General features: G+C 68.2%; 20 protein-coding genes. 11 read left to right on the forward strand and 9 right to left on the reverse strand.

Annotation, left to right across the window (positions count from 1 at the left end; translation table 11 throughout):
* Positions 1 to 36: 36 nt before the first annotated feature.
* The gene (locus FBQ73_RS06435; RefSeq protein ID WP_138398648.1) at positions 37 to 966 is read right to left on the reverse strand and encodes an alpha/beta fold hydrolase; all 930 of its coding nucleotides are present in this window, start codon (positions 964 to 966) and stop codon (positions 37 to 39) included.
* 179 nt (positions 967 to 1,145) lie between these two features.
* On the opposite strand from FBQ73_RS06435, the gene FBQ73_RS22895 reads away from it, so the two are divergent.
* The 8 genes from FBQ73_RS22895 to FBQ73_RS06475 all read left to right on the forward strand — a co-directional run bounded on the left by FBQ73_RS22895 (position 1,146) and on the right by FBQ73_RS06475 (position 8,193).
* Complete coding sequence (locus FBQ73_RS22895) at positions 1,146 to 1,736, forward strand: CGNR zinc finger domain-containing protein (protein ID WP_138398649.1); 591 nt, start codon at positions 1,146 to 1,148, stop codon at positions 1,734 to 1,736.
* 152 nt (positions 1,737 to 1,888) lie between these two features.
* The gene (locus FBQ73_RS06445) at positions 1,889 to 2,569 is read left to right on the forward strand and encodes an NrsF family protein (protein WP_170218764.1); all 681 of its coding nucleotides are present in this window, start codon (positions 1,889 to 1,891) and stop codon (positions 2,567 to 2,569) included.
* A gap of 152 nt (positions 2,570 to 2,721) precedes the next feature.
* Positions 2,722 to 3,261 carry a sigma-70 family RNA polymerase sigma factor gene (locus tag FBQ73_RS06450; RefSeq protein ID WP_138398651.1) on the forward strand — a complete coding sequence of 180 codons (540 nt, stop codon included), beginning with the start codon at positions 2,722 to 2,724 and terminating at the stop codon, positions 3,259 to 3,261.
* Positions 3,262 to 3,734: 473 nt separating this feature from the next.
* Positions 3,735 to 4,301 (forward strand): carboxymuconolactone decarboxylase family protein, encoded by a 567-nt coding sequence (locus tag FBQ73_RS06455; protein WP_138398652.1) that lies wholly within the window; start codon positions 3,735 to 3,737, stop codon positions 4,299 to 4,301.
* Entirely contained in the window at positions 4,298 to 5,377 is a 1,080-nt protein-coding gene (locus FBQ73_RS06460; protein ID WP_138398653.1) for an acyl-CoA dehydrogenase family protein, read from the forward strand. The genes FBQ73_RS06455 and FBQ73_RS06460 overlap by 4 nt, the downstream gene beginning before the upstream one ends.
* Positions 5,374 to 6,141, forward strand: coding sequence for an ABC transporter ATP-binding protein (locus tag FBQ73_RS06465; protein WP_138398654.1), 768 nt, complete (start codon positions 5,374 to 5,376; stop codon positions 6,139 to 6,141). Before FBQ73_RS06460 ends, FBQ73_RS06465 begins: the two co-directional genes overlap by 4 nt.
* Before the next feature lie 25 nt (positions 6,142 to 6,166).
* Positions 6,167 to 7,369 carry an ABC transporter substrate-binding protein gene (locus tag FBQ73_RS06470; protein WP_138398655.1) on the forward strand — a complete coding sequence of 401 codons (1,203 nt, stop codon included), beginning with the start codon at positions 6,167 to 6,169 and terminating at the stop codon, positions 7,367 to 7,369.
* Between the two features lie 17 nt (positions 7,370 to 7,386).
* Positions 7,387 to 8,193, forward strand: a complete 807-nt coding sequence (locus FBQ73_RS06475; RefSeq protein WP_138398656.1) for an ABC transporter permease — start codon at positions 7,387 to 7,389, stop codon at positions 8,191 to 8,193.
* Positions 8,194 to 8,503: 310 nt separating this feature from the next.
* On the opposite strand, the gene FBQ73_RS06485 is transcribed toward FBQ73_RS06475, so the two are convergent.
* From FBQ73_RS06485 to FBQ73_RS06510, 6 genes are all read right to left on the reverse strand, one after another.
* The gene (locus tag FBQ73_RS06485) at positions 8,504 to 9,454 is read right to left on the reverse strand and encodes an ABC transporter ATP-binding protein (RefSeq protein WP_210236707.1); all 951 of its coding nucleotides are present in this window, start codon (positions 9,452 to 9,454) and stop codon (positions 8,504 to 8,506) included.
* Positions 9,444 to 10,457: an ABC transporter ATP-binding protein gene (locus FBQ73_RS06490; RefSeq protein WP_138398659.1), complete on the reverse strand. Its 1,014-nt coding sequence runs from the start codon at positions 10,455 to 10,457 to the stop codon at positions 9,444 to 9,446. Before FBQ73_RS06490 ends, FBQ73_RS06485 begins: the two co-directional genes overlap by 11 nt.
* Entirely contained in the window at positions 10,454 to 11,344 is an 891-nt protein-coding gene (locus FBQ73_RS06495) for an ABC transporter permease (RefSeq protein WP_138398660.1), read from the reverse strand. The genes FBQ73_RS06490 and FBQ73_RS06495 overlap by 4 nt, the downstream gene beginning before the upstream one ends.
* Before the next feature lie 12 nt (positions 11,345 to 11,356).
* On the reverse strand, positions 11,357 to 12,325 hold the full coding sequence (locus FBQ73_RS06500) for an ABC transporter permease (protein WP_138398661.1): 969 nt from the start codon (positions 12,323 to 12,325) through the stop codon (positions 11,357 to 11,359).
* 3 nt (positions 12,326 to 12,328) lie between these two features.
* Positions 12,329 to 13,969 (reverse strand): ABC transporter substrate-binding protein, encoded by a 1,641-nt coding sequence (locus FBQ73_RS06505; RefSeq protein ID WP_138398662.1) that lies wholly within the window; start codon positions 13,967 to 13,969, stop codon positions 12,329 to 12,331.
* Positions 13,970 to 14,037: 68 nt separating this feature from the next.
* Positions 14,038 to 15,708: an ABC transporter substrate-binding protein gene (locus FBQ73_RS06510; RefSeq protein WP_246089596.1), complete on the reverse strand. Its 1,671-nt coding sequence runs from the start codon at positions 15,706 to 15,708 to the stop codon at positions 14,038 to 14,040.
* A gap of 684 nt (positions 15,709 to 16,392) precedes the next feature.
* Between FBQ73_RS06510 and dusA the strand changes: the two genes are divergently transcribed.
* Positions 16,393 to 17,385, forward strand: coding sequence for a tRNA dihydrouridine(20/20a) synthase DusA (gene dusA / locus FBQ73_RS06515; RefSeq protein WP_138398664.1), 993 nt, complete (start codon positions 16,393 to 16,395; stop codon positions 17,383 to 17,385).
* A 141-nt stretch (positions 17,386 to 17,526) separates the two neighbouring features.
* The gene (locus tag FBQ73_RS06520) at positions 17,527 to 18,363 is read left to right on the forward strand and encodes a sulfite exporter TauE/SafE family protein (protein ID WP_138398665.1); all 837 of its coding nucleotides are present in this window, start codon (positions 17,527 to 17,529) and stop codon (positions 18,361 to 18,363) included.
* 4 nt (positions 18,364 to 18,367) lie between these two features.
* Here FBQ73_RS06520 and FBQ73_RS06525 read toward each other — a convergent pair whose 3' ends face one another.
* Entirely contained in the window at positions 18,368 to 19,012 is a 645-nt protein-coding gene (locus FBQ73_RS06525; protein ID WP_138398666.1) for a hypothetical protein, read from the reverse strand.
* A 210-nt stretch (positions 19,013 to 19,222) separates the two neighbouring features.
* On the opposite strand from FBQ73_RS06525, the gene FBQ73_RS06530 reads away from it, so the two are divergent.
* On the forward strand, positions 19,223 to 20,119 hold the full coding sequence (locus FBQ73_RS06530; protein ID WP_138398667.1) for an ATP-binding protein: 897 nt from the start codon (positions 19,223 to 19,225) through the stop codon (positions 20,117 to 20,119).
* 78 nt (positions 20,120 to 20,197) lie between these two features.
* Here FBQ73_RS06530 and FBQ73_RS06535 read toward each other — a convergent pair whose 3' ends face one another.
* Positions 20,198 to 22,057, reverse strand: coding sequence for an SPOR domain-containing protein (locus tag FBQ73_RS06535; protein WP_138398668.1), 1,860 nt, complete (start codon positions 22,055 to 22,057; stop codon positions 20,198 to 20,200).
* Positions 22,058 to 22,158 lie beyond the last annotated feature (101 nt).

Here is a 22,158-nt window from a genome sequence, read left to right on the forward strand (position 1 = left end):
GCGGCGGGCGATGTGCGAGGGCGCGCGCGACCGGCGTCAGGCCGCCGGGGCCACGCGGGCGAGGAAGGCGCGGATGGCGGCGGTGATCTCCGGCCCGTGGGTCTCCAGCGCGAAATGGCCGGCGTCGTAGGACTGCACCTCGGTGGCCGGCACCAGCGCCTTGAACAGGTCACGGCCGGCGGCGGTGAAGAAGGGGTCGTTGTCGCCCCAGGTCACGAGGATATTCGGCTGGTACGCGCGCAGATAGGCCTGCCACTGCGGATAGGCGCCCACATTGTCCTGGTAACGGTAGAGCAGCTCCAGCTGGATCCGGTCATTGCCGGGGCGGTCCAGCAGCCACTGGTCATGGTGCCAGGCGTCCGGGCTGACGTGATCTGCGCGGGCCGAGGAGCCGTGCTCGTACTGGAAGCGCGTGGTCTCAGCGGTGAGGAAGCCGCGGACAGGCTTTTCCGTCTCGGCATTGCGGTCGCCCCAATAGGGCCCGAAGGTGCCGGCCGCGCTGGCGGCGAAGCCTTCCAGGTTCGCCACCGCATTCTGCACGATGAGGCCGTTGACCCGCTCCGGATGACGGGCCGCGATGCGGAAGCCCACCGGTCCGCCGAAATCCTGCATGTAGAGCACATAGCGGTTCACGCCGAGGTCGGTGAGGAGCGTCTCCACCACGTCGGCGAGGGCATCGAAGCTGTAAGCGAAATCCTCGGGCGCCGGGGCGCTGGAATAGCCGAAGCCCGGATAGTCCGGCGCGATTACGCGATAGCGGTCGGCGAGCGCGGGAATGAGATCGCGGAACATGTGGGAAGAGGACGGAAAGCCGTGCAGCAGCACGATCACCGGCGCGTCGGCCGGTCCCGCATCCCGATAGAAGATGTCGAGGCCGCCGACCGCCGCCCGGCGATAGGACACCTTGGCGACCGGGACCGATCCGGCCGCAGCCGGACGGACGGCCTGGAGAAACGCATTCAGCATGGGGCACCTTTCGTAACTGGTTTAATGACGCCAATGGAGTTACATGCCTCATGTAACCTGTCAAACTATTTTTAATAGTTTCGCTGCGTCTGCCGCTGGCCTTGCGCCAAACCTGTGACGAACTATCTTCCCGGTTACGGCGCCCCCTTCAGGTGCCTGTCGAAGAAGGGACACGGGTCTTGGCCACAACGCAGGACAGCGATTTCCGGGATGGCATGCCGTTTCTGGGCAGCCGCCTCTGGATCGATTTCGCGAACTCCGCGCCGGTGGCCCTGGGGGACTTTCTGGCGACGCCGGAGGGATGGGCGAAATGGCTCGCCGCCGCCGGGCTCAAGGCGGGAGCGGGACGCAAAGGCGTTGCCGCCGCCAACTTGGCCGACGTGCATGCGTTGCGCGCAGCCCTGCAGCGCCTGTTCGACGCGTTGCAGACGGGCAGCCGCCCCGCCGCCTCGGACCTGGATCTCGTCAATCGGTATCTGGTCGCTGGCGCGGCACCGCCGCAGCTCTCCTGGCGCGACGGCAAGCTTCTGGTGGAGCAGCAAGAAGCCGGCGACATGGACCCGCTGGCGGCCATCGCCGCGGATTTCGCGGACTTCGCGACCCTGTACGAAACGGCGCGCCTGCGGCACTGCGCCAATCCCGAATGCAGCCTCATCTTCTACGACACCGCGCGCAACGGGACCCGGCGCTGGTGCTCCATGTCCGCCTGCGGCAACCGGCACAAGGTGCGCAGTCACCGCATGCGCGCCGCGAAGCTCGAATGCTCCTGATCTTGTCACCGAACGGCGCCAGGCCGCTCCTTGCTTTCGCCGCACCCTGGATGGATGATCCCAAGGTATTTCTGCTGCGGCCAGCAACTGGCGGGCACTGAAATCAGATGGGCTGCCTTGGTGCAGCGTCCACACGGGAAGGCTGGATCACGATGCGCGACCGCGTGCGCTTCGCAGCGGGACAAGAGGGCATCTCGACGGATGCCCTGATCGACGCCTTGGCGGGGGATATCTCGAGCGCGCCGGTGCCGTCGGTACGCCGCACCCTGGCTGTGTCGTTTGCCGCCGGCAGCGTGATATCCGCTCTCGCCATGCTGGCGCTGCTCGGCCTGCGGCCGGACATGGCCGCCGCGCTTTTCACGGCCTCGTTCTGGATCAAACTCATCTTCCCGCTCGGCCTTGCTGTGGCGGGGCTGATGGCCGTGGACCGGCTGGGCCGGCCCGGGGCCGAGGCCGATCGCGGCTACGGCGTGGGAATCGCCGTGGCCGGCAGCATGGCCCTGCTTGCGAGCGTCCAACTCATCACCGCGCCGCGGGACGCCATCCGGTCGCTTCTGCTCGGCCATACGCTGGACCATTGCACGGCCCTCATCATGCTGCTCGCGCTGCCCATCCTCGCCGCCGGCATGTATGCCATGCGCCAGATGGCTCCCACACGGCTGCGCCTCGCCGGTGCCGCCGTGGGCGTGACGGCCGGCGCGCTCTCGGCCTCCATCTACGCGATCGCCTGCAACGAGACGGCGCTGCCCTTCGTCACCTTGTGGTACGGGGCGGGCATTGCCCTCACCGGTGTTCTCGGTGCGCTTCTGGGTCCGCGACTGCTGCGGTGGTAAGCCCGCGCGTGCCTTTAGTCCCAATGCCAGCTTGCGTTTTAGGGCAATCGTTCTAGAATTAATTCAACGTCGGGCTGCCATCGAATTGCGCCGCCACCCGGCGAGCCGTTGGGCCTTCGGCGAAGAGGCAGGACTCTGGTGCGGAGGTGGACGTGTCGGTGCCGAACCCCCCGCTCGACTCACTGATGATCGCCGCCCAGTCGGGAGATGAGGCGGCCTATCACGTCTTGCTCAAGGCACTGGCGGTGACGCTGCGAGGCTATTTCGCGCGCCGTCTTGGTCGCGATGCGAACGCCGAAGATCTGGTGCAGGATACCCTCATCGCCATCCACGAGCGCCGGGCCACCTATGATCCGCAACGGCCTTTCGCGGCCTGGTTCTTCGCCATCGCCCGCTACAAGCTCATCGATCACTTGAGGGCCACACGTCGCAGCCCGACCTGCGCCATGGATGAGATCGAGGATTTCATCGGAGTGGACGAAGAACCGTCAGCCAGCGCGCGGCTCGATCTGGAACGGCTGCTGGACGGCCTGTCTCCACGCTCCCGCGACATCGTGCGCACGGTGAAGATCGAGGGACAGTCGGTGGCCGAGGTCTCGCAGCGCTCAGGCCTGTCGCCCATAGCAATCCGCGTCCTCCTGCACCGCGCTGTCAAGGCCATGTCAGCCAAGGTGGGCAATTCCCGCTCCTGACCACATGCTTGCCACCTCTGGCGCGGTCCGAGGCAGGCGCCGGCGTGCCCGCACCTTTTTCGTGCGTCAATGGTGGACGGCTACGCCCGCGCGAAGGCGGTCGCCACGTCCACCTCTATCGTTGGCAACGCGGCTTCCGCTGGCGCTTGCGGCGAAGCGGGCGGCGCACGCGTCTGGCGTGTCGAGCCTGAGATCAGGTTGAGCAGCTTGGACTACCGCAGCTCGAAGGGCCCACCGGCCTGAAACGCCTGTGTCCGAAGGCGATCCATCTTGATCACGCCCGGACCCGCGAAACGGCTTGCCTCGAGGGGCTGCCGCCCCTTCCGCAGCTCCCGTTTGCCCCCTCCCCGCCTGACTGGCTCGCCGGCCCCCAAGGCCGCAACACCGCCTCTTGTGCTGATGTTTTCATCTTCAAGCGCAAATCTTGCGCATTCTGAGAATTATAATTAAACCTGTCGAAAAAGGAGACTTATATGGCGCGCGCCCCCCTTCGCTCGCTGGACGATGCCCCCGCTGACGCGAAGGAGCTCCTGGCCGCCGCCGAGGCGCGCAACGGGTTCCTTCCCAACCTCCTGCACGTGCACGCCAATGCGCCGGTGGCGCTGGAAACCTATCTCACCGTTTACGGCATCAACGCCCCTAGCTCCCTATCCCTGGCCGAGCGGGAGGCGGTGCAGATCACCGCGGCGGCCGAGCGTGGCTGCGGGTTCTGCGTCGCCGGTCACACCGCCATCATCACCAAGGCCGGGCTGGACCCAGCCGTCATCGCCGCGCTGCGCGCCCGGGGCCATGTGCCGGATGCGCGGCTCGAGGCGGTGGCCCGTTTCACCCGATCCGTCATCGCCAGCCGCGGCCGTGTCGAGGATGCGGACCTCGCCGCCTTCCGCGCCGCCGGATTCGATGCCCAGGCGGCGCCGGAGGTGGTGCTGGGTGTCAGCCTCGCCACCCTGTGCAACTTCGCCAACAATCTCGGCGATGCGTCCCTGAATCAGCAGCTTGAGCCCTTCCGCTGGGACGCGCCGCGCGCGAGCGCCGCATGACGCCTGCTCCGCTCGATCCCGCCCTTTCCGCCTGGCTGGAGGACGCCGCCCCGCGGCTCGATGCCGATGTCGGCGCCGCCGGCGAGCTTCTGCCGCGCCTTGCCGCCGCCGGTGTCTTCACCCTCGGCGTCCCCGAGGCGTCGGGTGGAGCGGGTGGGCGCCTCGTGGACGTGGTGGAGGCCATCGCCGCTGTGTCCGCCCATTCGCTCGCCGCCGGCTTCGTCTTCTGGGGCCACCGGACCTATGTGGAATACCTGCTCCAAAGCCCGAACGCGGCTTTGGCCGGACGTCTCCTGCCGGATCTGCTGCGCGGGCGCATCGCCGGCGCCACGGGCCTCTCGAACGCCATGAAATTCCTCGCCGGACTTGAAGGGCTTCAGGTAACGGCGCGGCGTGAAGGAGACGGTTTTCGGCTCGACGGCAAGCTGCCCTGGGTCACGAACCTCGAGCCCGGCAACTTCCACCTCGCCGCCGCCGTCGCCCATGGCGACCGGCCCGGTGCGTTCGTCGTGTCCCTTGCGGCTGGCGATGCCGGTCTCGACCGCTCGGCGGACCTCGACCTTATCGGCTTGCGCGCCACCAACACGGCGGCAGTCGCGCTCGCCGGCGTGCGCATCGATCCGGATCGCGTGATCGCTGACGATGCCCACGTCTGGCTGCCCAAGGTGCGCCCGGCCTTCCTCGCCTTCCAGTGCGGGATGTCCATTGGCCTTGCGCGCCGGGCCGTCGCCGCGGCGGGCGAGGCGGCCGGTGCCGGCCGCCATATCCTGGGTGAGCCGCTTGCTGCCCTCGCCGCCACCCTGCGCACCCAGGTGCGCGCGCTGGCAGAGGGGCTTGAGAGCGGCGCCTTCGAGACCCAGCCAGCGGCCCTATTTCGCATCCGTATCGCCCTCGCCGATATCGCGGCGGAGGCTGTCGGACTGGAATTGCAGGCGACAGGCGGGCGGGCCTATCTCTCCGAGCCCGGTGCCGCCTTCGCCCGTCGCTGGCGGGAGGCGGCTTTCGTGCCGGTCATTACCCCTAGTCTCGTGCAGCTGAAAACCGCGCTGGCCGCCCAGCGCGAGAGCGCCGCATGAGCCCTCCCGTCCTGTCCGCGCATGGCATCGCGCTTAGCTATCCCGGCGCGTCTCAACCCGTGCTGGAAGATTTCGATCTCGCCATCCAGCCGGGGGAGGTGGTGGCGATCCTCGGCCCGAGCGGGGTCGGGAAATCGAGCCTTCTGCGCGTCCTCGGCGGCCTCCAGCGGCCAAGCACGGGCACCGTGCGTATGGGCGGCGTGGTGCTGGAGGAAGTGCATCCGCGCCTTGCCGTCGCCTTCCAGGACCCCTGCCTGCTGCCCTGGCTGACGCTGGAAGCCAACGTCGCCTTCGGCCTCGATTTCAAGCGCCAGCCGCAGCTGTCGCGGGCGGAGCGCCGCTTGCGCGTCGATGAAGCCATCGCCGAAGTGGGGCTCGACCACGCCCGCCACCTGCCGCCGTCCGCCCTGTCCGGCGGCATGGCGCAGCGCACAGCCTTGGCCCGCTGCCTCGCCCGCAAGCCCGAAGTGCTGCTGCTCGACGAGCCCTTCGGCGCCCTCGACGAGGTTACGCGGGCCGAGATGCAGGACCTGTTGTTGAAGGTGGTGGCCGATTTCCGCACCGCCGCCCTGCTCGTCACCCACGATATCGACGAGGCGCTCCTCGTCGCCGACCGGGTCCTGCTCATCGGCGGCTCGCCGGCTCGGCAGGTCGAGAACTGGACCCTCGATCTGCCCCGGCCGCGCCGGGATGAGGTCGCTGCCCTCGGTATCCTGCGCATCGAAATTCTGAAGGCCCTGCGTGGCGCCGTACGCCGCCACTGACTCCTGCCGACTGGAGAACCCGACCATGTGCATCGCATGCCTTCCGCGGCACGGCTTTTCCCGCCGCGAAATGCTGAAGCTGTCCGCCCTCTTCACCGCGGCGGGCGCCCTGCCGCTCCTTCGCGCCGCCGAGGCCCGCGCACAGGAGGCGGACGCACCGGTGCGCATCGGCTACCTGCCCATCACCGACGCGACGCCGCTGCTCGTCGCCCATGCCAACGGCCTGCTCGAGGCGGAAGGCCTGAAGGCGGAGAAGCCGGTGCTGCTGCGCAGCTGGGCCCAAGTGATCGAAGCTTTCATTTCGGGGCAGGTCAACGTCATCCACCTGCTCTCCCCCATGACCATGTGGGCGCGCTTCGGCTCCGGCGCCCCGGCTCGCGTCGTGGCCTGGAACCACGTGAGCGGCTCCGCGCTGACCGTCAGCCCGGATATCGCGTCCGTCGCCGACCTCGCCGGAAAGACGGTGGGGGTGCCGTTCTGGTATTCGATCCACAACGTGGTGGTACAGAAGCTGCTGCGCGAGAACGGCCTCACGCCAGTGACGAAGAAGACTGGCGCGCCCGCCGCGAACGAGGTGAACCTCGTGGTGATGGCGCCCGCCGACATGCCCCCCGCCCTCGCCTCCCGCCAGGTCGCCGGCTACATCGTCGCCGAGCCGTTCAATGCGGTGGCGGAGGCGCAGGGCATCGGCAAGGTCCTTCGCTTCACGGGCGACGTGTGGAAGGACCATGCCTGCTGCGTCGTGTTCATGCACGAGCGCGATCTCGACGGGCGGCCCGAATGGTCGCAGAAGGTGGTGAACGCCATTGTGAAGGCGCAGCTGTGGACCCGTGCCAACCGTTCCGAGACCGCGCGCCTCCTCTCCAAGGACGGGCCGAACCGCTACACACCCCACGCCCAGGCGGTGCTCGACAAGGTGCTGGCCCCGCCGGCGGGCGACACCGAGGCCTATCTGAAGTCCGGCGCCATCCGCCATGCCGACTGGAAGGAAAAGCGCATCGACTTCCAGCCCTATCCGTTCCCGAGCTACACCGAGGAGCTGGTGCGGAGCCTCAAGGGCACGCTGATCGAGGGCGACGCCACCTTCCTCTCCCGGCTTGATCCCGCCACGGCAGCGAAGGAACTGGTGGACGACCGCTTCGTGAAGACGGCGCTGGCGGCCTCCGGCGGGCTCCCCGCCTTCGGTTTTCCTGCCGCCTTCACCCGCACTGAGGTGATCGCGCCTTGAATGCGGAGCCGCAGCAGGTGTCTTTCGCCGCCCGAGCCAATCCGAAGAGCGGCGCGCGCCCTCGCGAGGCCGCGCGGGGCGGCGGACTCTCGCGTTCCCTGCTCGGCATCGCCGGCCTGCTCGTCCTCCTGGCCTTGTGGTGGCTCGGCACGGATGTGCTGGCCGCACCCGGCAGCTTCGCGCGGCGCTTCTCGCCCGCGAGCGCGTTCGCCAGTCTCGGCGGCCTGCTGCTTCACTCGGACCTTCCGATCCATGTCTATGTGAGCCTCCAGCGCATCTTCATCGGCCTCGGCTTCGCGCTGGCCATCGGCGTGCCGCTGGGGCTCGCGGTGGGCACGTTCGGCGCACTGGAAGCGGCGACTACGCCGGCCTTCCAGTTCCTGCGCATGATCTCGCCGCTCTCGTGGATGCCGCTGGCGGTGATGGTGTTCGGCGTAGGCGACCACCCCATCTATTTCCTGCTCGCCTTCGCCGCGGTGTGGCCGATCCTGCTGTCCACAGCCGCCGGCGTGCGCCAGCTCGATCCGCGCTGGATCCTGCTTGCGAGGAGCCTTGCGGCGACGCGGTGGGAGATGCTCTCGCGGGTAATCCTGCCGGGGGTGATGGGGCACATCCTCACCGGCGTGCGCCTCGCCATCGGCATCCTGTGGATCGTGCTTGTTCCGTGCGAGATGCTCGGGGTCTCCGCCGGGCTCGGCTATTTCATCCTCGATACACGGGATCGCCTCGCCTATTCGGAGCTGATGGCCATGGTGCTGCTCATCGGCGTGCTCGGTTACGCGCTCGACACCCTCGCCCGCACCCTCTGCCGCCGCTGGTCCTGAGCGGCGGACGCGGTTGCGGCGCCACCTTGTCCACGCAGCCGTCGAAGGTCTCGGTGGCGAGCCATTCCTCCATCTCATCGGCGATGGACTGCGGCATTTCGACGAAGGATAGCCCGCCGTAGCCGCCAAACCGCTTGGCGCGCTGGCGCACGGTGAGACTTTTCGCCACGGCGAGCGCCTCGGCCAATGGATTTCATTTTCCGAACAGGCCGTTATCGCCTGAGGCGCACCGAAACCGCGGAGGCGGTAGGCGGGCCTCCTCACCTCTGCTTGGGAGTCTGGTCGCCAGGCGTGGCTGGCGGCAGGGACCCTACTCCATGGCGAGGTGACAGGCGGCCGAATGCCCCGGTCCCACGGCTCGCAACTGCGGCCTGTCGGTACGGCACGCCGCTACGGCCATGGGGCAGCGCGTATGGAAAGCGCAGCCCGGCGGCGGTGCGTAGGGGCTCGGCAGGTCGCCGGCGAGCGGCGCGGCGCGGTGCGGGCCGCCATCGGTCCGCGGCACCGCGTCGAGCAGCGCTCGCGTATAGGGATGGGCCGGCGCGCGGAACAGGGTTTCGCGATCGGCCAGCTCGACGATGCGGCCGAGATACATCACCGCCACCCGGTCGCTCACATATTCCACCACCGACAGATCGTGGCTGATGAACAGGAAGGCGACGCCCAGCGCCTCCTGGAGGTCCGACAGCAGGTTCAGGATCTGCGCCTGCACCGATACGTCCAGCGCCGAGACCGGCTCGTCCAGCACCACCACGGCGGGATCAAGAGCCAGCGCGCGGGCGATGCCGATGCGCTGGCGCTGGCCGCCGGAGAACTGGTGCGGCGTGCGCTCGGCCGCGTCCTGCGGCAGGCCCACCTTGTGCAGCAGGTCGCGGACCCGGGCCCGGCGTTCCTCCCGGGTGCCGACGGCGTGGATATGCAGCGGCTCGGCGATCAGCTCGCCCACGGTCCAGCGCGGATCAAGGGAGGCGAACGGATCCTGGAACACCATCTGCACCTTGCGCCGCGCGGTGCGCAGGCGGTGGCGCGGCACATGGGTGATGTCCTGCCCGGCGAGATGAATGCGGCCGCCCGCGGGCTCGATCAGCCGCACGATGGCGCGGCCCAGCGTGGACTTGCCGCAGCCGCTCTCGCCCACGAGGCCAAGCGTCTCGCCCGGCGCGATCGCGAGCGATACCCCGCTCACCGCCTGCACCGTGCCCCGTCCAGTCTGGAAGCGGATGGAGAGGTCCTCCACCTGAAGCACGGGATCAGGCGTCAAGGGCTTCACGCCGATGCTCTGGAACATGCACATCTCCGCTGCGCAGGCAGGCGACCGAGCCGCCGCCGGCCGCAACAAGGGGAGGAACCGCTACCGTGCAGGCCACCTCGGCCAGCGCGCAGCGCGGGGCGAAGGCGCAGCCGGACGGCCGGCCAGACAGGCTCGGCACCGTGCCCGGAATCTCGACCAGGCGCTGGCGCCCGAAGCGCCCCGAGCCGAGGCGTGGGCGGGCGGCGATGAGGCCGCGCGTGTAGGGATGCAGCGGACGGGCGAACAAGTCCGCCGTGGCGCGTTCCTCCACCTTGCGGCCGGCATACATCACCAGCACCCGATCTGCGTGCTGCGCCACCACGCCGAGGTCGTGGGTGATGAGCACCACGGCGGTGCCGCTCTCCCGCTTCAGCTCGTCCATGAGGTCGAGGATCTGCGCCTGGATGGTGACGTCGAGGGCCGTGGTGGGCTCGTCCGCCACCAGCACGGCGGGCGAGAGCGCCAGCGCCATGGCGATCATCACCCGCTGGCGCATGCCGCCGGACAGCCGGTGCGGGAAATCCGAAAAACGGCGGCGTGCGTCGGGAATGTGGACACGCTCCAGCAAAGCGATGGCCCGGTCGCGGGCGGCGGCGCGGCCGACCCTCTCATGCTCAAGGATCGCCTCCATGATCTGCTCGCCGATGGTCAGCACCGGATTCAGCGCCGTCATCGGCTCCTGGAAGATCATGGCGATGCGGGCGCCGCGCACCTTGCGCAGCTCCGCCTCCGACAAAGCCGCGAGATCGCGCCCCTCCAGCCGCACGCGGCCGCCGTCGATGCGCCCGGGCGGTGGCACAAGGCCCAGCAGGGACAGGGCAGTGATGGACTTGCCGCAGCCGCTCTCGCCGACGATGGCCAGCGTCTCGCCGCGGTCGACGGCGAAGGAGAGGTCGTGGACCGCGCGGCGCGTGGTGCGGCCGCTGGCAAAGGCGATGGACAGGTTCTCCACCGCCAGAACAGGCTCGCTCATCGCCGCGCCCCCTTGGGGTTCAGGGCGTCGTTGAGGCCGTCGCCGAGCAGGTTCAGCGCCAGCACGGCGGCGACGATGGCGAGCCCCGGCAGGGTCGCCACGTACCAGTCGGTGCGCAGCACCTCGCGCCCGGCCCCCACCATGCCGCCCCAGCTCACCACGTTGGGATCCCCGAGGCCGAGGAAGGCGAGGGAGGATTCGGTGAGGATGGCGCTCGCCACCAGGATGGAGGCGGAGACGATCACCGGCGCCAGCGTGTTGGGCAAGATGTGGAGCAGGATGATGCGCCCGTCCGATGCGCCGAGCGCGATGGAGGCCGCCACCATTTCCCCGTGCCGCAGCTTCAGCACCTCCGCGCGCACCAGCCGCGCCAGGCTCGGCCATGCGGTGATGCCGATGGCGAAGGTGATGGTGGGAATGGACGGCTGCAGGATCGCCACGATGGCGAGGGCGAACAGGAACGGCGGCACGGTCTGGAACAGCTCGGTGACGCGCATGAGGCCAGCGTCAAGGCGCCCGCCGTAATAGCCCGAGACCGCGCCGGTGGTGACGCCGATCACCAGCGACACCAGCGTCGCCACCGCGCCGATGAGCAGGGACACCCGCGCCCCGTGGAAAATGCCGGAGGCGATGTCGCGCCCGAGCATGTCGGTGCCCAGTGGATAGGCCGCATCCTGCCCCGGCCAGAGAAAGGGCTGGGCCACCATGTCCAGCGGGTCGTCGGGATAGACGATGTCGGCCGACGCCGCCATGGCGATGATGAGCGCGAAGAAGATGAGCCCCACCACCGCCGACGGGCGCCGCAGCAGGCGACGTAGCAGGGTGTCGCGGGGCGCGGCGGCCGCCTGGGACGAAACGGGCGGCGAGGCGAAATCGAGGAGAGCCATGCTCAAGCCTCCTCAGCTCAGCTCGATGCGCGGATCGAGCACCGTATAGGCGAGATCCACCGCGAGATTGACGAAGACCACCACCACCGACGAGCAGAACAGGATGCCCAGCAGCAGGTTGAGGTCGCGCTGGAACAGCGCCTCGAAGGCGAGCCGGCCGAGGCCCGGCCAAGCGAACACCGTCTCCACCAGGATGGCCCCGCCGAGGATGGAGCCGAGCTGCACGCCCAGCGTCGTCACGATGGGCAACAGCGCATTGCGCAGCACGTGGCGCAAGGCGATGCGCCGGGGCCGCACCCCCTTCGCCCGCGCCGTGCGTACGAAATCCTGCCCGTAGACCTCCAGCATGGAGGCGCGCATGAGGCGGGTGTAGATGGCCAGGTAGAACAGGCCCAGCGTCAGCGCCGGCAAGATGAGATGCTGGGCCACGTCGGCCGCATAGCCGAGGCCGGTGAGGCCGGATTCGATGCTGGCCATGCCACCCACGGGCAGCCAGTCGAGCAGCACCGAGAATACCACCACCAGCATCACGCCGATCCAGAACACGGGCGTGGCATAGAACACCAGCGCGACCGAGGAGATCACCGTGTCCGCGAGCCGGCCGGCATGGCGCGCGGCGAGGAAGCCCAGCGTGCCGCCGACGCTGACCGCGAAGGCGATGGAGGTGCCCATGAGCAGCAGGGTGGCCGGCAGGCGCAGGGCGATCAGCTCCGAAACCGGCATGCCCTGCCGGAAGGAATAGCCGAGATTGAGCGTCAGTACATTCTTCAGATACGACAGGAATTGTACATAGAGCGGCTGGTCGAGGCCGAACTGCTGGCGCAGGGCCGCCATGTATTCGGGCGTCGCCGAGCCTGCCTCTCCCGCCATCACCTGCGCCGCATCGCCGGGGGCGAGGCGGAGCAGGAAGAAGTTGATGACGGCGATGCCGATGATCACGAAGGCGATCTGCCCGAGCGACCGCTTCAGGTACCGTGCCACGCCTCAGTTCCCCTTCGGCGCGTCGGCGTTCGGCCCATCGAACCAGGCGTTGCGGAGCGAGGAATAGACCTGGTCGCCCTGCTCCACCGCGCCCTTCAGGTTGGCGGCATGCACGGTGAAGAACTTCAGCTCCAGGAGCGGCAGGGTGGGCACATCGCGTTGCACGATCTGCTGGAAGGCTCGGAAATCGGCGGCGCGGGCCTGCGGATTGCCTTCCACCGCCGCCCTTTCGATGAGCGCATCGACCTGCGCATTGCGATAGCCCGAGCCGTTGGTCCACGGCGTCTTGGTGCCGAGCCAGCCGGACCAGTATTCGCGCACGACGCCGATCTGCGGATCTGGGAAGGCGGCGTTGTAGGAGGAGGAGATGTCGAAGTCGCGGTCGGCATAGACGCGCTTGATGAAGGCGCCGCTGTCCTGGGCGCGGATCGCCACCTCGATGCCCACGCGCTTGAGCGCCTGCTTCAGGAATTCGCCGGTGCGGCGATAATCGTCGCCATAGGGCAGGAAATCGTGGGTGAGCGCGAAGCGAACGCCATCCGTCCCCCGCTTGAAGCCGGCCTCTTCCAGCAGGGCCTCGGCCTTCTTGGGATCGAACGGATAGGTCGGCACGCTCGGGTCATGGAAGGCAGTGAGCGTGGAGGGAATGGGGCTGACGGCCGGCTTGCCGTAGCCGAACCACACCACCTTGGCCAGCGCCGCCTTGTCCACTGCATGGGCGATGGCCTGGCGCACCCGCACGTCCTTCAGATAGGGGTTCTCCACGTTCAGGTCGAAATAGAGCACCGGCGACAGCCATTCATAGCCGCGCGTCTCCACCTTCAGGTTGGGCAAGGCGGCGAGGCGCTCCACGTCGCGGAACGGCACGGGATTGAACGGCGCATATTGCACCTCGCCCTTCTCGATGGCCGCCGCGCGGGCCGCCGCATCGGGAATGACGCGGAACACCAGCTTGTCGAGATAGGGCTTGCCGGCATCCCAATAGGCCGGGTTGCGCTCGAGCACGAGATATTCGCCCTTGCGCCACTCCTTGAAGACGAAGGGACCGGTGCCCACCGGCTTGTTATTGTAGGGGTTGTTGAGAATATCCGTGCCTTCGTAGAGGTGCTTCGGCAGGATCGGCGCGCCGACGCCGTTGAGCACGGAGAAGATCGGCAGCGACGGCTTGGAGAATTTCAGCACTACCGTGTGGTCGTCTGGCGTTTCCACGGCGGAGACGTTCTCGAACAGCGCCTTGTTGCGCGGATGGATGGTCTTCCACACATTCTCCAGCGACCATTTCACGTCGCTCGCCGTGAACGGCTTGCCGTCGTGCCAGGTGACACCCTTGCGCAGGTGGAAGGTGATGGTGAGGCCATCGGGGGCCACCTCCCAGCTTTCGGCGAGCTGCGGCGCCGGCTTCAGGTCGAACCCGTAGGTGACGAGGCCGTCGAACACATTGCCCGCCACCACCTGGGTCGGCTGGGCGACATTCGCCACCGGCGTCAGGGTCACCGGCTCCGGCTGGAGGATGATGGAGAGGGTCCCGCCCCGCACCGGAGCATCGGTGGCCGCTGCGGCCTGGAGGTGCGTCGGGCCGACCGACGCGGCAAGCGCGAGGGCCGAGGCGGCGGCAAGGAAACGGCGGCGGGAGAAAGGAGCCATGGCAGTGTCTCGGACATGAAAAGAAGCGGCCGTCCGGACGAACCGGACGGCCAAGTTTCGGGAGAAACTCAGTTGGACTTGGGGGTGTCGGCCTTCGCTTCCGTCGGCTTGCCGTCGTCAATCCAGAAATCGCGGAACGAGCCATACACCTGGTCGCCGCTTGCCTTCGGGTGCTTGAGGTTGGCGGCCTCCACCGTGAAGAACTTCAGCTCGACCAGCGGCAGGGTGGGAAGATCGGTCAGCACGGTCTTCTGCAGGTCCTTGAACAGCTGGATGCGCTTTTCCGGGTCGCCCTCGCCTTGGGTGGCGGAGATCAGCGCATCCACCTTGTCGTTGCGATAGCCCGAGCCGTTGGTCCAGGGAATGTTCTTGCCGATGGAGCCGGACCAGTAGGCGCGGTTCACGCCCACCTGCGGATCGGAGAAGGCCGCGAACCAGGTGATGGAGATGTCGAAGTCGCGGTCGCCATAGACGCGGCGGGTAAAGGCGGCAGTATCCTGCGAGCGGACATTGGCCTCCACGCCCACGCGCTTCAGCGCCTGCTTCAGGTATTCGGCGGTGCGCTTGTAGTCGTCGCCATAGGGGATGTAGTCGATATCGAGGGTGAAGCGGGCGCCGTCCGGCCCGCGCTTGTAGCCGGCCGCGTCCAGCAGCGCCTCGGCCTTTTTGGGATCGTAGTCATAGGCGATGCCGCCGGCATCGTGGAAGGCAGCGAGGGTCGAGGGAATGGGGCTGGTCGCAGGCTTGGCGAAGCCGAACCACACCACCTTGGAGATGGCGTTGCGGTCGATGGCCTGGGCCAGCGCCTGACGCACCTTCACGTCCTTGAGGGGGCCGCGCTCCACGTTGAAGTCGGCGAACAGCCAGGGGGAAAGCCACTCATAGCCTTCGGTGGAAACCCGCAGGTTGGGCAGCTTGGCGAGGCGCTCGGCGTCCTTCAGCGGCACCGGGCTCAGCACGCCCCACTGCACCTCGCCCTTCTCCAGCGCTGCGGAGCGCGCGGCGGCGTCGGGGATCACGCGGAAGACCACGCGGTCGAGATAGGGCTTGCCCTTGTCCCAATATTCGGGATTGCGCTCCAGCACGATATAATTGCCGCGGCTCCATTCCTTGAAGACGAACGGCCCGGTGCCCACCGGCTTGTTGTTGTAGGGATTGTTGAGGATGTCGGTGCCCTCGTAGAGGTGCTTGGGCAGCACCTGGGCGCCGTTGGAATTCAGCGAGGACAGGATCGCCACCGAGGGTTGGCTGAGGTGCAGCACCACGGTGCGGTCGTCCGGCGCGTCCACCGAGGTGACCTTCGCGAAGATGGCCTGGTTGCGTGGGTGGATCTTCTTCCACACCTCCTCCAGCGTCCACTTCACGTCGGCGGAGGTGAAGGGCTTGCCGTCGTGCCATTTCACCCCGTCCCGCAGGTGCAGGGTGAAGGTCAGGCCGTCCTTCGAGGTCTCCCAGCTCTCGGCCAGGGCCGGCACCGCCTTGAGGTTGGCGTCATAGTCCACAAGACCGTCGAAGATGGAGCCGGTGACGATGCCTGTGGGCGCCGCCGTGTTGAGCGCGGCGGTGAGAATGACAGGCTCGGGCTGGATGATGGCGGTGAGGGTTCCGCCGGCCTTGGGCGGGGCGGACGCATCCCGGGCGTCCTGTGCGGCGGCGAGGCCGGCTGAGACCACCAACGCCACAGCCGCCCCTGCGACGGCTTTCCAGAGCCCGATATGCACCATGTTCCAAGTCCCCATTTCACACCTTGTACTTGCTAATTACAAGGATAACCGGGGTCGAATTATTTAGTCAATATAATCTACCGTTTTTATATATTAAACGACAAGCCAAGGTGACAGGCGTTCGAGCTGCACCTTCAGGGAGGACGCCATGACCGCCGCAAGTCTCACCGCGTCCGCCCACCCTCTGGCGTTTGCCGGAGCGTCCACCCAGACCTGCAAGGTGAGCACTCAGGGCTGTCCCGGTCCTGAACGACGGCGGCACACAAGCCATCGCTCAGGCGCGTCAGCGTCCTGCCCGAGGCGGCAGATCACAACCATCCCGGCGCGCGGGACATCTGGTCAGAGCTGATGCGAGAGTCCTCAGCGACCATCGCCTCTCCCCGCAACTTTGGGTATCAATATCCCGAATCCGTTCAACACGCCGGAGCCCGGATGGCTGCGCCGTTTTCCCCTCGATCGAGTTGCGGCATCTGCGCTACTCCGTGGCGGCCACCGAGCACCGAAGCTTCCGCAAGGCGGGGAGCACTTGAGGTAAAGGAATCTACCATTAGCTGGAGCGTGCGAGATCTTGAAGATGAGAGCGGCGTGTCGGGGTTCATCCGTGTGCACTCACGCGTCGAAAAATCGGAAATTGGGGCGTATCGTGGCGAAAAGTCGAGTGCACACGACGAGACCCAACGCCTTGAAATTGCAAAAATAATGTTGAAAAATCAATCATTTATATTCTCGGTAGCACCCATGATGGATTGGACGGACCGCCATTGCCGGGCCTTCCACCGCACCCTCTCGCGCCAGGCGCGGCTCTACACGGAGATGGTCACCGCCCCCGCGATCCTCCACGGCGATCGCGCGCGCCTGCTGGGTTTCTCGCCCGATGAGCACCCGGTGGCGGTGCAGCTCGGCGGAAGCGATCCGGCGGAGCTGGCGCAGGCGGCGCGGATCTGCGCCGATTACGGCTATGACGAGATCAACCTCAACGTGGGCTGCCCGTCCGATCGGGTGCAGGGTGGCAATTTCGGCGCCTGCCTCATGCGCGAGCCGGAGCTGGTGGCCGATTGCGTCGCCGCCATGAAGGCGGTCGTGGCCATTCCCGTCACCGTCAAGTGCCGCATCGGCGTGGACGACCAGGACCCGGAAGAAGCCCTCGATCGCCTCGCCGACGCCGTGGTGGCGGCGGGCACGGATGCGCTCATCGTCCATGCCCGCAAGGCGTGGCTGAAGGGCCTGTCGCCCCGCGAGAACCGCGATATCCCGCCCCTCGACTATGACCGTGTGCGCCGCCTGAAGGCCCGCCTGCCCCATGTGCCGGTGGCGCTCAATGGCGGCATCGCCAGCCTCGCCCAGGGCATGGAAGAGGCGCGCGGCCTCGACGGCATGATGCTGGGCCGCGCCGCCTACCAAGACCCCGAACTGCTCCTCGGCGTGGATCCGCTGCTGTTCGGCACGCTCGCCCCGCATGCCGACGGCTTCGCCGCGGTGGAGGCGTTCGAGCCCTATGTGGCGCACCATCTGGAGGCCGGCGGACGGCTCTCCGACATCACCCGCCACATGCTGGGCCTGTTCACCGGCCGCAAGGGCGCGCGCATCTTCCGCCGTCATCTCTCCACCGAGGCCATCCGGCCCGGCGCCGGTCTCGACGTGCTGCGGGCGGCCGTGGACGAGGTGCGCCGGCGCCAGCCTGTGGCGGCCTGAGCACCCTGCCCTTCCGGCGCGATCTGCACGCCATGCGCGGCTCCTGAACGCGTGTATGCGGCTGCGGCGGTGGACAGGCGCGCCGATCCGCGCCACTCCTGCAGCACTCCCTGTGCCGCTCACGTTTGCCGGACCTGCCCCATGCTCGCCTCCATCTCCACCCACGACATCGTCATGCTCGCAGGAGCGATGCTGGCGGGCGGGGTGCTCACGGGGCTCATCGCCGGCATGCTGGGCATCGGCGGCGGCGGCGTCATCGTGCCGGTGCTGTACGAGGTGTTCGGCGTGCTCGGAGTGGACGACAGCCTGCGCATGCAGCTGTGCGTGGGCACTTCGCTCGCCATCATCATTCCCACCGCCATCTCCTCCCACAACGCCCACATGAAGAAGGGCGCGGTGCTGCCCGGCGTGGTGCGTAACTGGCGGGTGCCGGCCATCGTCGGCATCCTCACCGGCAGCGCCATCGCTGCGGTGGTGGCGGGATGGGTGTTGCAGGCGGTGTTCGTGGTGGTCATCTCGCTGCTGGGGCTGAAAAGCCTGCTCGGCCGCAACGACATCCGCATCGCGGAGCATCTGCCCGGGCCCGGCACCATGCGGGCCTATGGCTTCGTCATCGGCCTCGCGTCGTCGCTGGTGGGGATTTCAGGGGGCGGCATCGCCACCAACATCCTGCTGCTCTACGGGGTGCCGATCCATGCGGCGGTGGCCACCTCCGCCGGCATCGGCATCATCATCCCCATTCCCGGCGTCATCGGCTATGCCATCGCCGGCTGGCCGCACCTCTCCCAGCTGCCGCCGCTCTCTCTGGGCTATGTCTCGGTGATCGGATTTGTCTGCATCGCGCCGGTGGCGGCACTGGTGGCGCCTTTCGGCGCGCGGCTCGCCCACCGGCTGGGACGCCGGCAGCTGGAAATCGGCTTCGGCGTGTTCCTGCTGCTGGTGGCCTCGCGCTTCCTCGTCGCCATCATCTGGGGCTGACGGCTCACCAGCGGTGGGTGAAGCCGGCGGTGATGCTCTTGTTGAGCGTGGAGCCGGTATCGGCCAGCGCGGTGGTGACGGTAATGTCGCCCAGCACCTTCTGCTGCGCGCTGAGGCTCGGCAGCAGGGTGGGCGTCTCCTGCGTGGCCTTGGTGGCGAGGGAGAAGGTGGTGCCGGTCTCCACCAGCTTCAGGCTGACGGACTTGTCGGTCTCCCACGCTTCCGACGCGCCCGACGCCACGCGATAAGTGTCCGCCAACGTCGCGTCGAGGCCGCTCGCCAGCGTGACGGTGCGGGAGAAGGTGGTGGCCACCTTGCCGGTGGCGCCAGCGGGATCGAGGGAGACGTTCACCGTCCCCTTCTGCCACAGCAGCCAGTCGGGAAGCTGGGAGAGCGTGACCTTGGCATAGGCGGTGCCGCCAAGGTCGCTGGCGCCGGAGACCACCACGGGCGCGGCGCTGGTCGCCGACTTGGACAGATCCATGCCGAACACCGTGCCGATATCCTCCACCGCGCTCCAATAGGTCATGGAGACGCTGCCGTCGGCATTCAGCGTCTTCTTCGTCTCGCTGCTGGAATCGGCGCGGACGGGCGCGGCGGCGATCAGCAGGACCGGCAGAAGAAGCGCGGCGGTGGTGCGTGGCATCATCGGCGTTGGCCTCCGGGCAGGGTGAATACGGTGCCGCACGGCAGCGGCGGAAGCGACTTTCATCATGGGTGCGGAAAAGTTAGGGCAAGATTGCTGCGGCGCGGCATTTTCCGCGCATGCGCGCGTCGCATGGCTTTTGCGCAACACCGGCGCGGCGGCGCCTTGCGGCGGCTGGCGGCCCGTCCTAATCCCCCGCACGGGAGGACCAAGATGACACAACAGACCGACCCCGCGCTCGCCGCCGCCGCAACGCTGGAGGTGCTCGCCCGCATCGCCGATGCGCTGGAGCGCCTTGCCCCGCCCGCCGTGCCGACACCTGATTTCGAGGCCGCCGACGCCTTCGTGTGGCACAACGAACCGCCGCGCTTCGAACCGGTGCCGCGCGTGAACCGGGTGGAGATGGACCTGTTGCAGGGCATCGACCGGGTGCGTGACCAATTGGTGGAGAACACGTCTCGCTTCGCCCGTGGCTTGCCGGCCAACAATGCGCTGCTGTGGGGCGCGCGGGGCATGGGCAAGAGCTCACTGGTGAAGGCCGCCCATGCCCGCATCAACCGCGACCGCGCCGCGCAGGCGTCCCGCCTCAAGCTGGTGGAGATCCACCGCGAGGACATCGAGGCCCTGCCTGCCCTTATGGGCCTGGTGCGCGGGTCGGCGCACCGCTTCATCGTGTTCTGCGACGACCTCTCGTTTGATTCCGACGACACCTCCTACAAGTCGCTCAAGGCGGTGCTGGAAGGCGGCATCGAGGGGCGGCCGGACAACGTCATCTTCTACGCCACCTCCAACCGCCGCCACCTTTTGCCCCGCGACATGATGGAGAACGAGCGCTCCACCGCCATCAATCCCGGCGAGGCAGTGGAGGAAAAGGTCTCCCTCTCCGACCGGTTCGGCCTGTGGCTGGGCTTCCACAAGTGCAGCCAGGACGAATATCTTTCCATGGTGGACGGCTATGTGGCCCATCACGGCCTCGGTGTGCCGGAAGAGCAGTGGCGGCCGCAGGCGCTGGAATGGGCCACCACTCGCGGCGCCCGCTCGGGCCGCACCGCCTTCCAGTTTGTGCAGGATCTGGCGGGCCGCCTCGGCCTGCCGCTCAAGGCAGACTGATCACCGAACCCTGAAACGCAAAAGGCCGCCCCGAGAGGCGGCCTTTTTCATGAGGCGGCGGCCGAGCGACCGGCGTCGTCAGTTCTTGTTGACGACGCAGTCACCGCCCTGGGCGCGCAGGGACTGGCACAGCTCGTTGGCCTGGTCGCGGCTGGCGAAGGGGCCGACCTGGGCACGGTAATAGATGCCCTTGTCGCCGAGGTCCGCCTTCTTCACGGTGGCCCGGTAGTTGCCGAGCAGATTGGGATACTTGGTCTGCAAGGCGCGCCAGGAGCCCATGGCATCGGCTTCCGAGCGCTGGGATGCCACCTGCACCACATAGGCCCCGGCGGCGGATGGCGCGGGGTTGATGGAGGCCGTCTGGCTGGGCGCTACGGCCGGAACGGTAGTGACCGGGTTCGGGTCCGGCAGGCCGGCCGGGATGGGATTCTGCATCGGCGCATAGGCCGACACAGTGCCGGGCACGGTCTGGGCAAAGCTGCCGTCGGCGCGCACGGCCACGGTGCGGACCCGCTTAGGCTCGGTCAGGTTCTGGGTGGCCTGCATGGGGGCGGGCGGCGGCGCGCTCGTATCCGCGGGCAGAGCCCGGGCGGCGGCGGTGACATCCACCGGCTGCTCCTCGCGCGAGACCATGCGCTCGTTGCCGGCGTTGGCGCCCATGCGATCGTAGATCATTTTTTGCCCGCCATCGGCGGACTGGGGCGCGGGCGTGGCGGTCTTGGCCGGTGCGGTGTCGGCCTTGATCACCGGAGTCGTGCTCGCCGCGGTCAGGGAGGACCTGCCCGACGCCATATTGAAGGCGAACACGCCGGCGACGCCCGCCACCACCAGACCCAGCACCGAGACACCGAGAATCAGCGCGAGGCGACCTTTACGACGGCGCGGCTCGGCGTCGTACATCTCCTCGCCATGGGGCGGCATGTAGCCGTCTTCCCCATATTCCGGATCATAGGTGTCATCGTAGTCGTCATAGCCGTCGTCGTCGCGACGGGCGGCCGAATAGGCATACCCCGCCTCGTCGTCCTCCGCCTCATAGCTGCGGCCCTGGGCAGCCGCATGGGAGCGCGGGTCGACACGGGCGCCGGTGCGGGGGTCCTGACGGGGATCCTGACGCGAGGGGGCATATCCGGCCTGCTGGCCATAGGCGGCGGCACCCGCCGGGCGGGCGGGCGGCAGGTCGTCGTAATCATCCTCGTAATCGTCTTCGTCCCGGTCCTGCCCGCCCACGGGCGGAGCCACGCGGGATAGCGACCCATAGCCGGAGCGCACCGTTGCGTCAGGGGCACCGCGCGTGGCGGCTGGTGCGGGCGCGAAGGAGGGCGCCGCCTGGGGTTGGACGGCGCGTGCGGCCGGCACGGCGGGCTGGGGCGCAGGTGGCGGGGCATAAAGCGAGGGGCTGGACGGACGCGGAGGGACCGCGGGCGCGGGGCGTACCGGCGCCTGATTGGACACCGGACGGGCGGGCGCATGGGCGGGGGGCGGCGCGGCCTGATGGCTGGCCTGCGGCTCGGCTTCCCAGTCCTCGTCGTCCTCGTCGTCGTAGTAGGTGGGAGCCGGCGGCGGCACGGGACGCGCCGGAGCGCGGGCGACCGTCCGGGGATCGGGATAGGCGGGCGCGGCCGGCGCCGCCTGGCGCTGCGCTACGCGCGGATCAAACCGTGGGTCGATGCGCGGGTCCTGCCCGCGCGGATCGGTGGCCTGCTGGGTGCGATCCTGGGTTGCACGATCTTGAGGGGCACGATCTTGGGGCGCCCGATCCTGCGGGGCACGATCGAGGCCCGAGAAGTCGTCGAACGGGTCGTCGTCGCCGATCAGCCTGGCCAGCTCGGCCAGGGGATCGCCCCCCGTCGCGGCGGACGACGGAGCGGAGCGGGGCCGCTGCCCACCCTCCGCGGCACCTTCATCACGCCGGTAGCGGAACCTGCTTTCGTCGACCATATCGCCTCGATGTGTTGTCGCCGCCCGTGAACCTGCGGATCCAAGACCGCGCCGAGAAGTCTAGCCTGGTGGGCCAACCGCTCCGTCCGCAGCCACGGGAC

This window comes from Xanthobacter autotrophicus, from assembly GCF_005871085.1.
Taxonomy (GTDB): Bacteria; Pseudomonadota; Alphaproteobacteria; order Rhizobiales; family Xanthobacteraceae; genus Xanthobacter; species Xanthobacter autotrophicus.

What these genes read in the sequence shown, in the direction of transcription:
- FBQ73_RS06435 (WP_138398648.1), bottom strand. Translation starts at nt 966, where the DNA reads ATGCTGAATGCGTTTCTCCAGGCCGTCCGTCCGGCTGCGGCCGGATCG.
- FBQ73_RS06445 (WP_170218764.1), top strand. Translation starts at nt 1,889, where the DNA reads ATGCGCGACCGCGTGCGCTTCGCAGCGGGACAAGAGGGCATCTCGACG.
- FBQ73_RS06455 (WP_138398652.1), top strand. Translation starts at nt 3,735, where the DNA reads ATGGCGCGCGCCCCCCTTCGCTCGCTGGACGATGCCCCCGCTGACGCG.
- FBQ73_RS06460 (WP_138398653.1), top strand. Translation starts at nt 4,298, where the DNA reads ATGACGCCTGCTCCGCTCGATCCCGCCCTTTCCGCCTGGCTGGAGGAC.
- FBQ73_RS06465 (WP_138398654.1), top strand. Translation starts at nt 5,374, where the DNA reads ATGAGCCCTCCCGTCCTGTCCGCGCATGGCATCGCGCTTAGCTATCCC.
- FBQ73_RS06470 (WP_138398655.1), top strand. Translation starts at nt 6,167, where the DNA reads ATGTGCATCGCATGCCTTCCGCGGCACGGCTTTTCCCGCCGCGAAATG.
- FBQ73_RS06490 (WP_138398659.1), bottom strand. Translation starts at nt 10,457, where the DNA reads ATGAGCGAGCCTGTTCTGGCGGTGGAGAACCTGTCCATCGCCTTTGCC.
- FBQ73_RS06495 (WP_138398660.1), bottom strand. Translation starts at nt 11,344, where the DNA reads ATGGCTCTCCTCGATTTCGCCTCGCCGCCCGTTTCGTCCCAGGCGGCC.
- FBQ73_RS06505 (WP_138398662.1), bottom strand. Translation starts at nt 13,969, where the DNA reads ATGGCTCCTTTCTCCCGCCGCCGTTTCCTTGCCGCCGCCTCGGCCCTC.
- FBQ73_RS06510 (WP_246089596.1), bottom strand. Translation starts at nt 15,708, where the DNA reads ATGGGGACTTGGAACATGGTGCATATCGGGCTCTGGAAAGCCGTCGCA.
- dusA (WP_138398664.1), top strand. Translation starts at nt 16,393, where the DNA reads ATGTTGAAAAATCAATCATTTATATTCTCGGTAGCACCCATGATGGAT.
- FBQ73_RS06520 (WP_138398665.1), top strand. Translation starts at nt 17,527, where the DNA reads ATGCTCGCCTCCATCTCCACCCACGACATCGTCATGCTCGCAGGAGCG.
- FBQ73_RS06525 (WP_138398666.1), bottom strand. Translation starts at nt 19,012, where the DNA reads ATGATGCCACGCACCACCGCCGCGCTTCTTCTGCCGGTCCTGCTGATC.
- FBQ73_RS06530 (WP_138398667.1), top strand. Translation starts at nt 19,223, where the DNA reads ATGACACAACAGACCGACCCCGCGCTCGCCGCCGCCGCAACGCTGGAG.
- FBQ73_RS06535 (WP_138398668.1), bottom strand. Translation starts at nt 22,057, where the DNA reads ATGGTCGACGAAAGCAGGTTCCGCTACCGGCGTGATGAAGGTGCCGCG.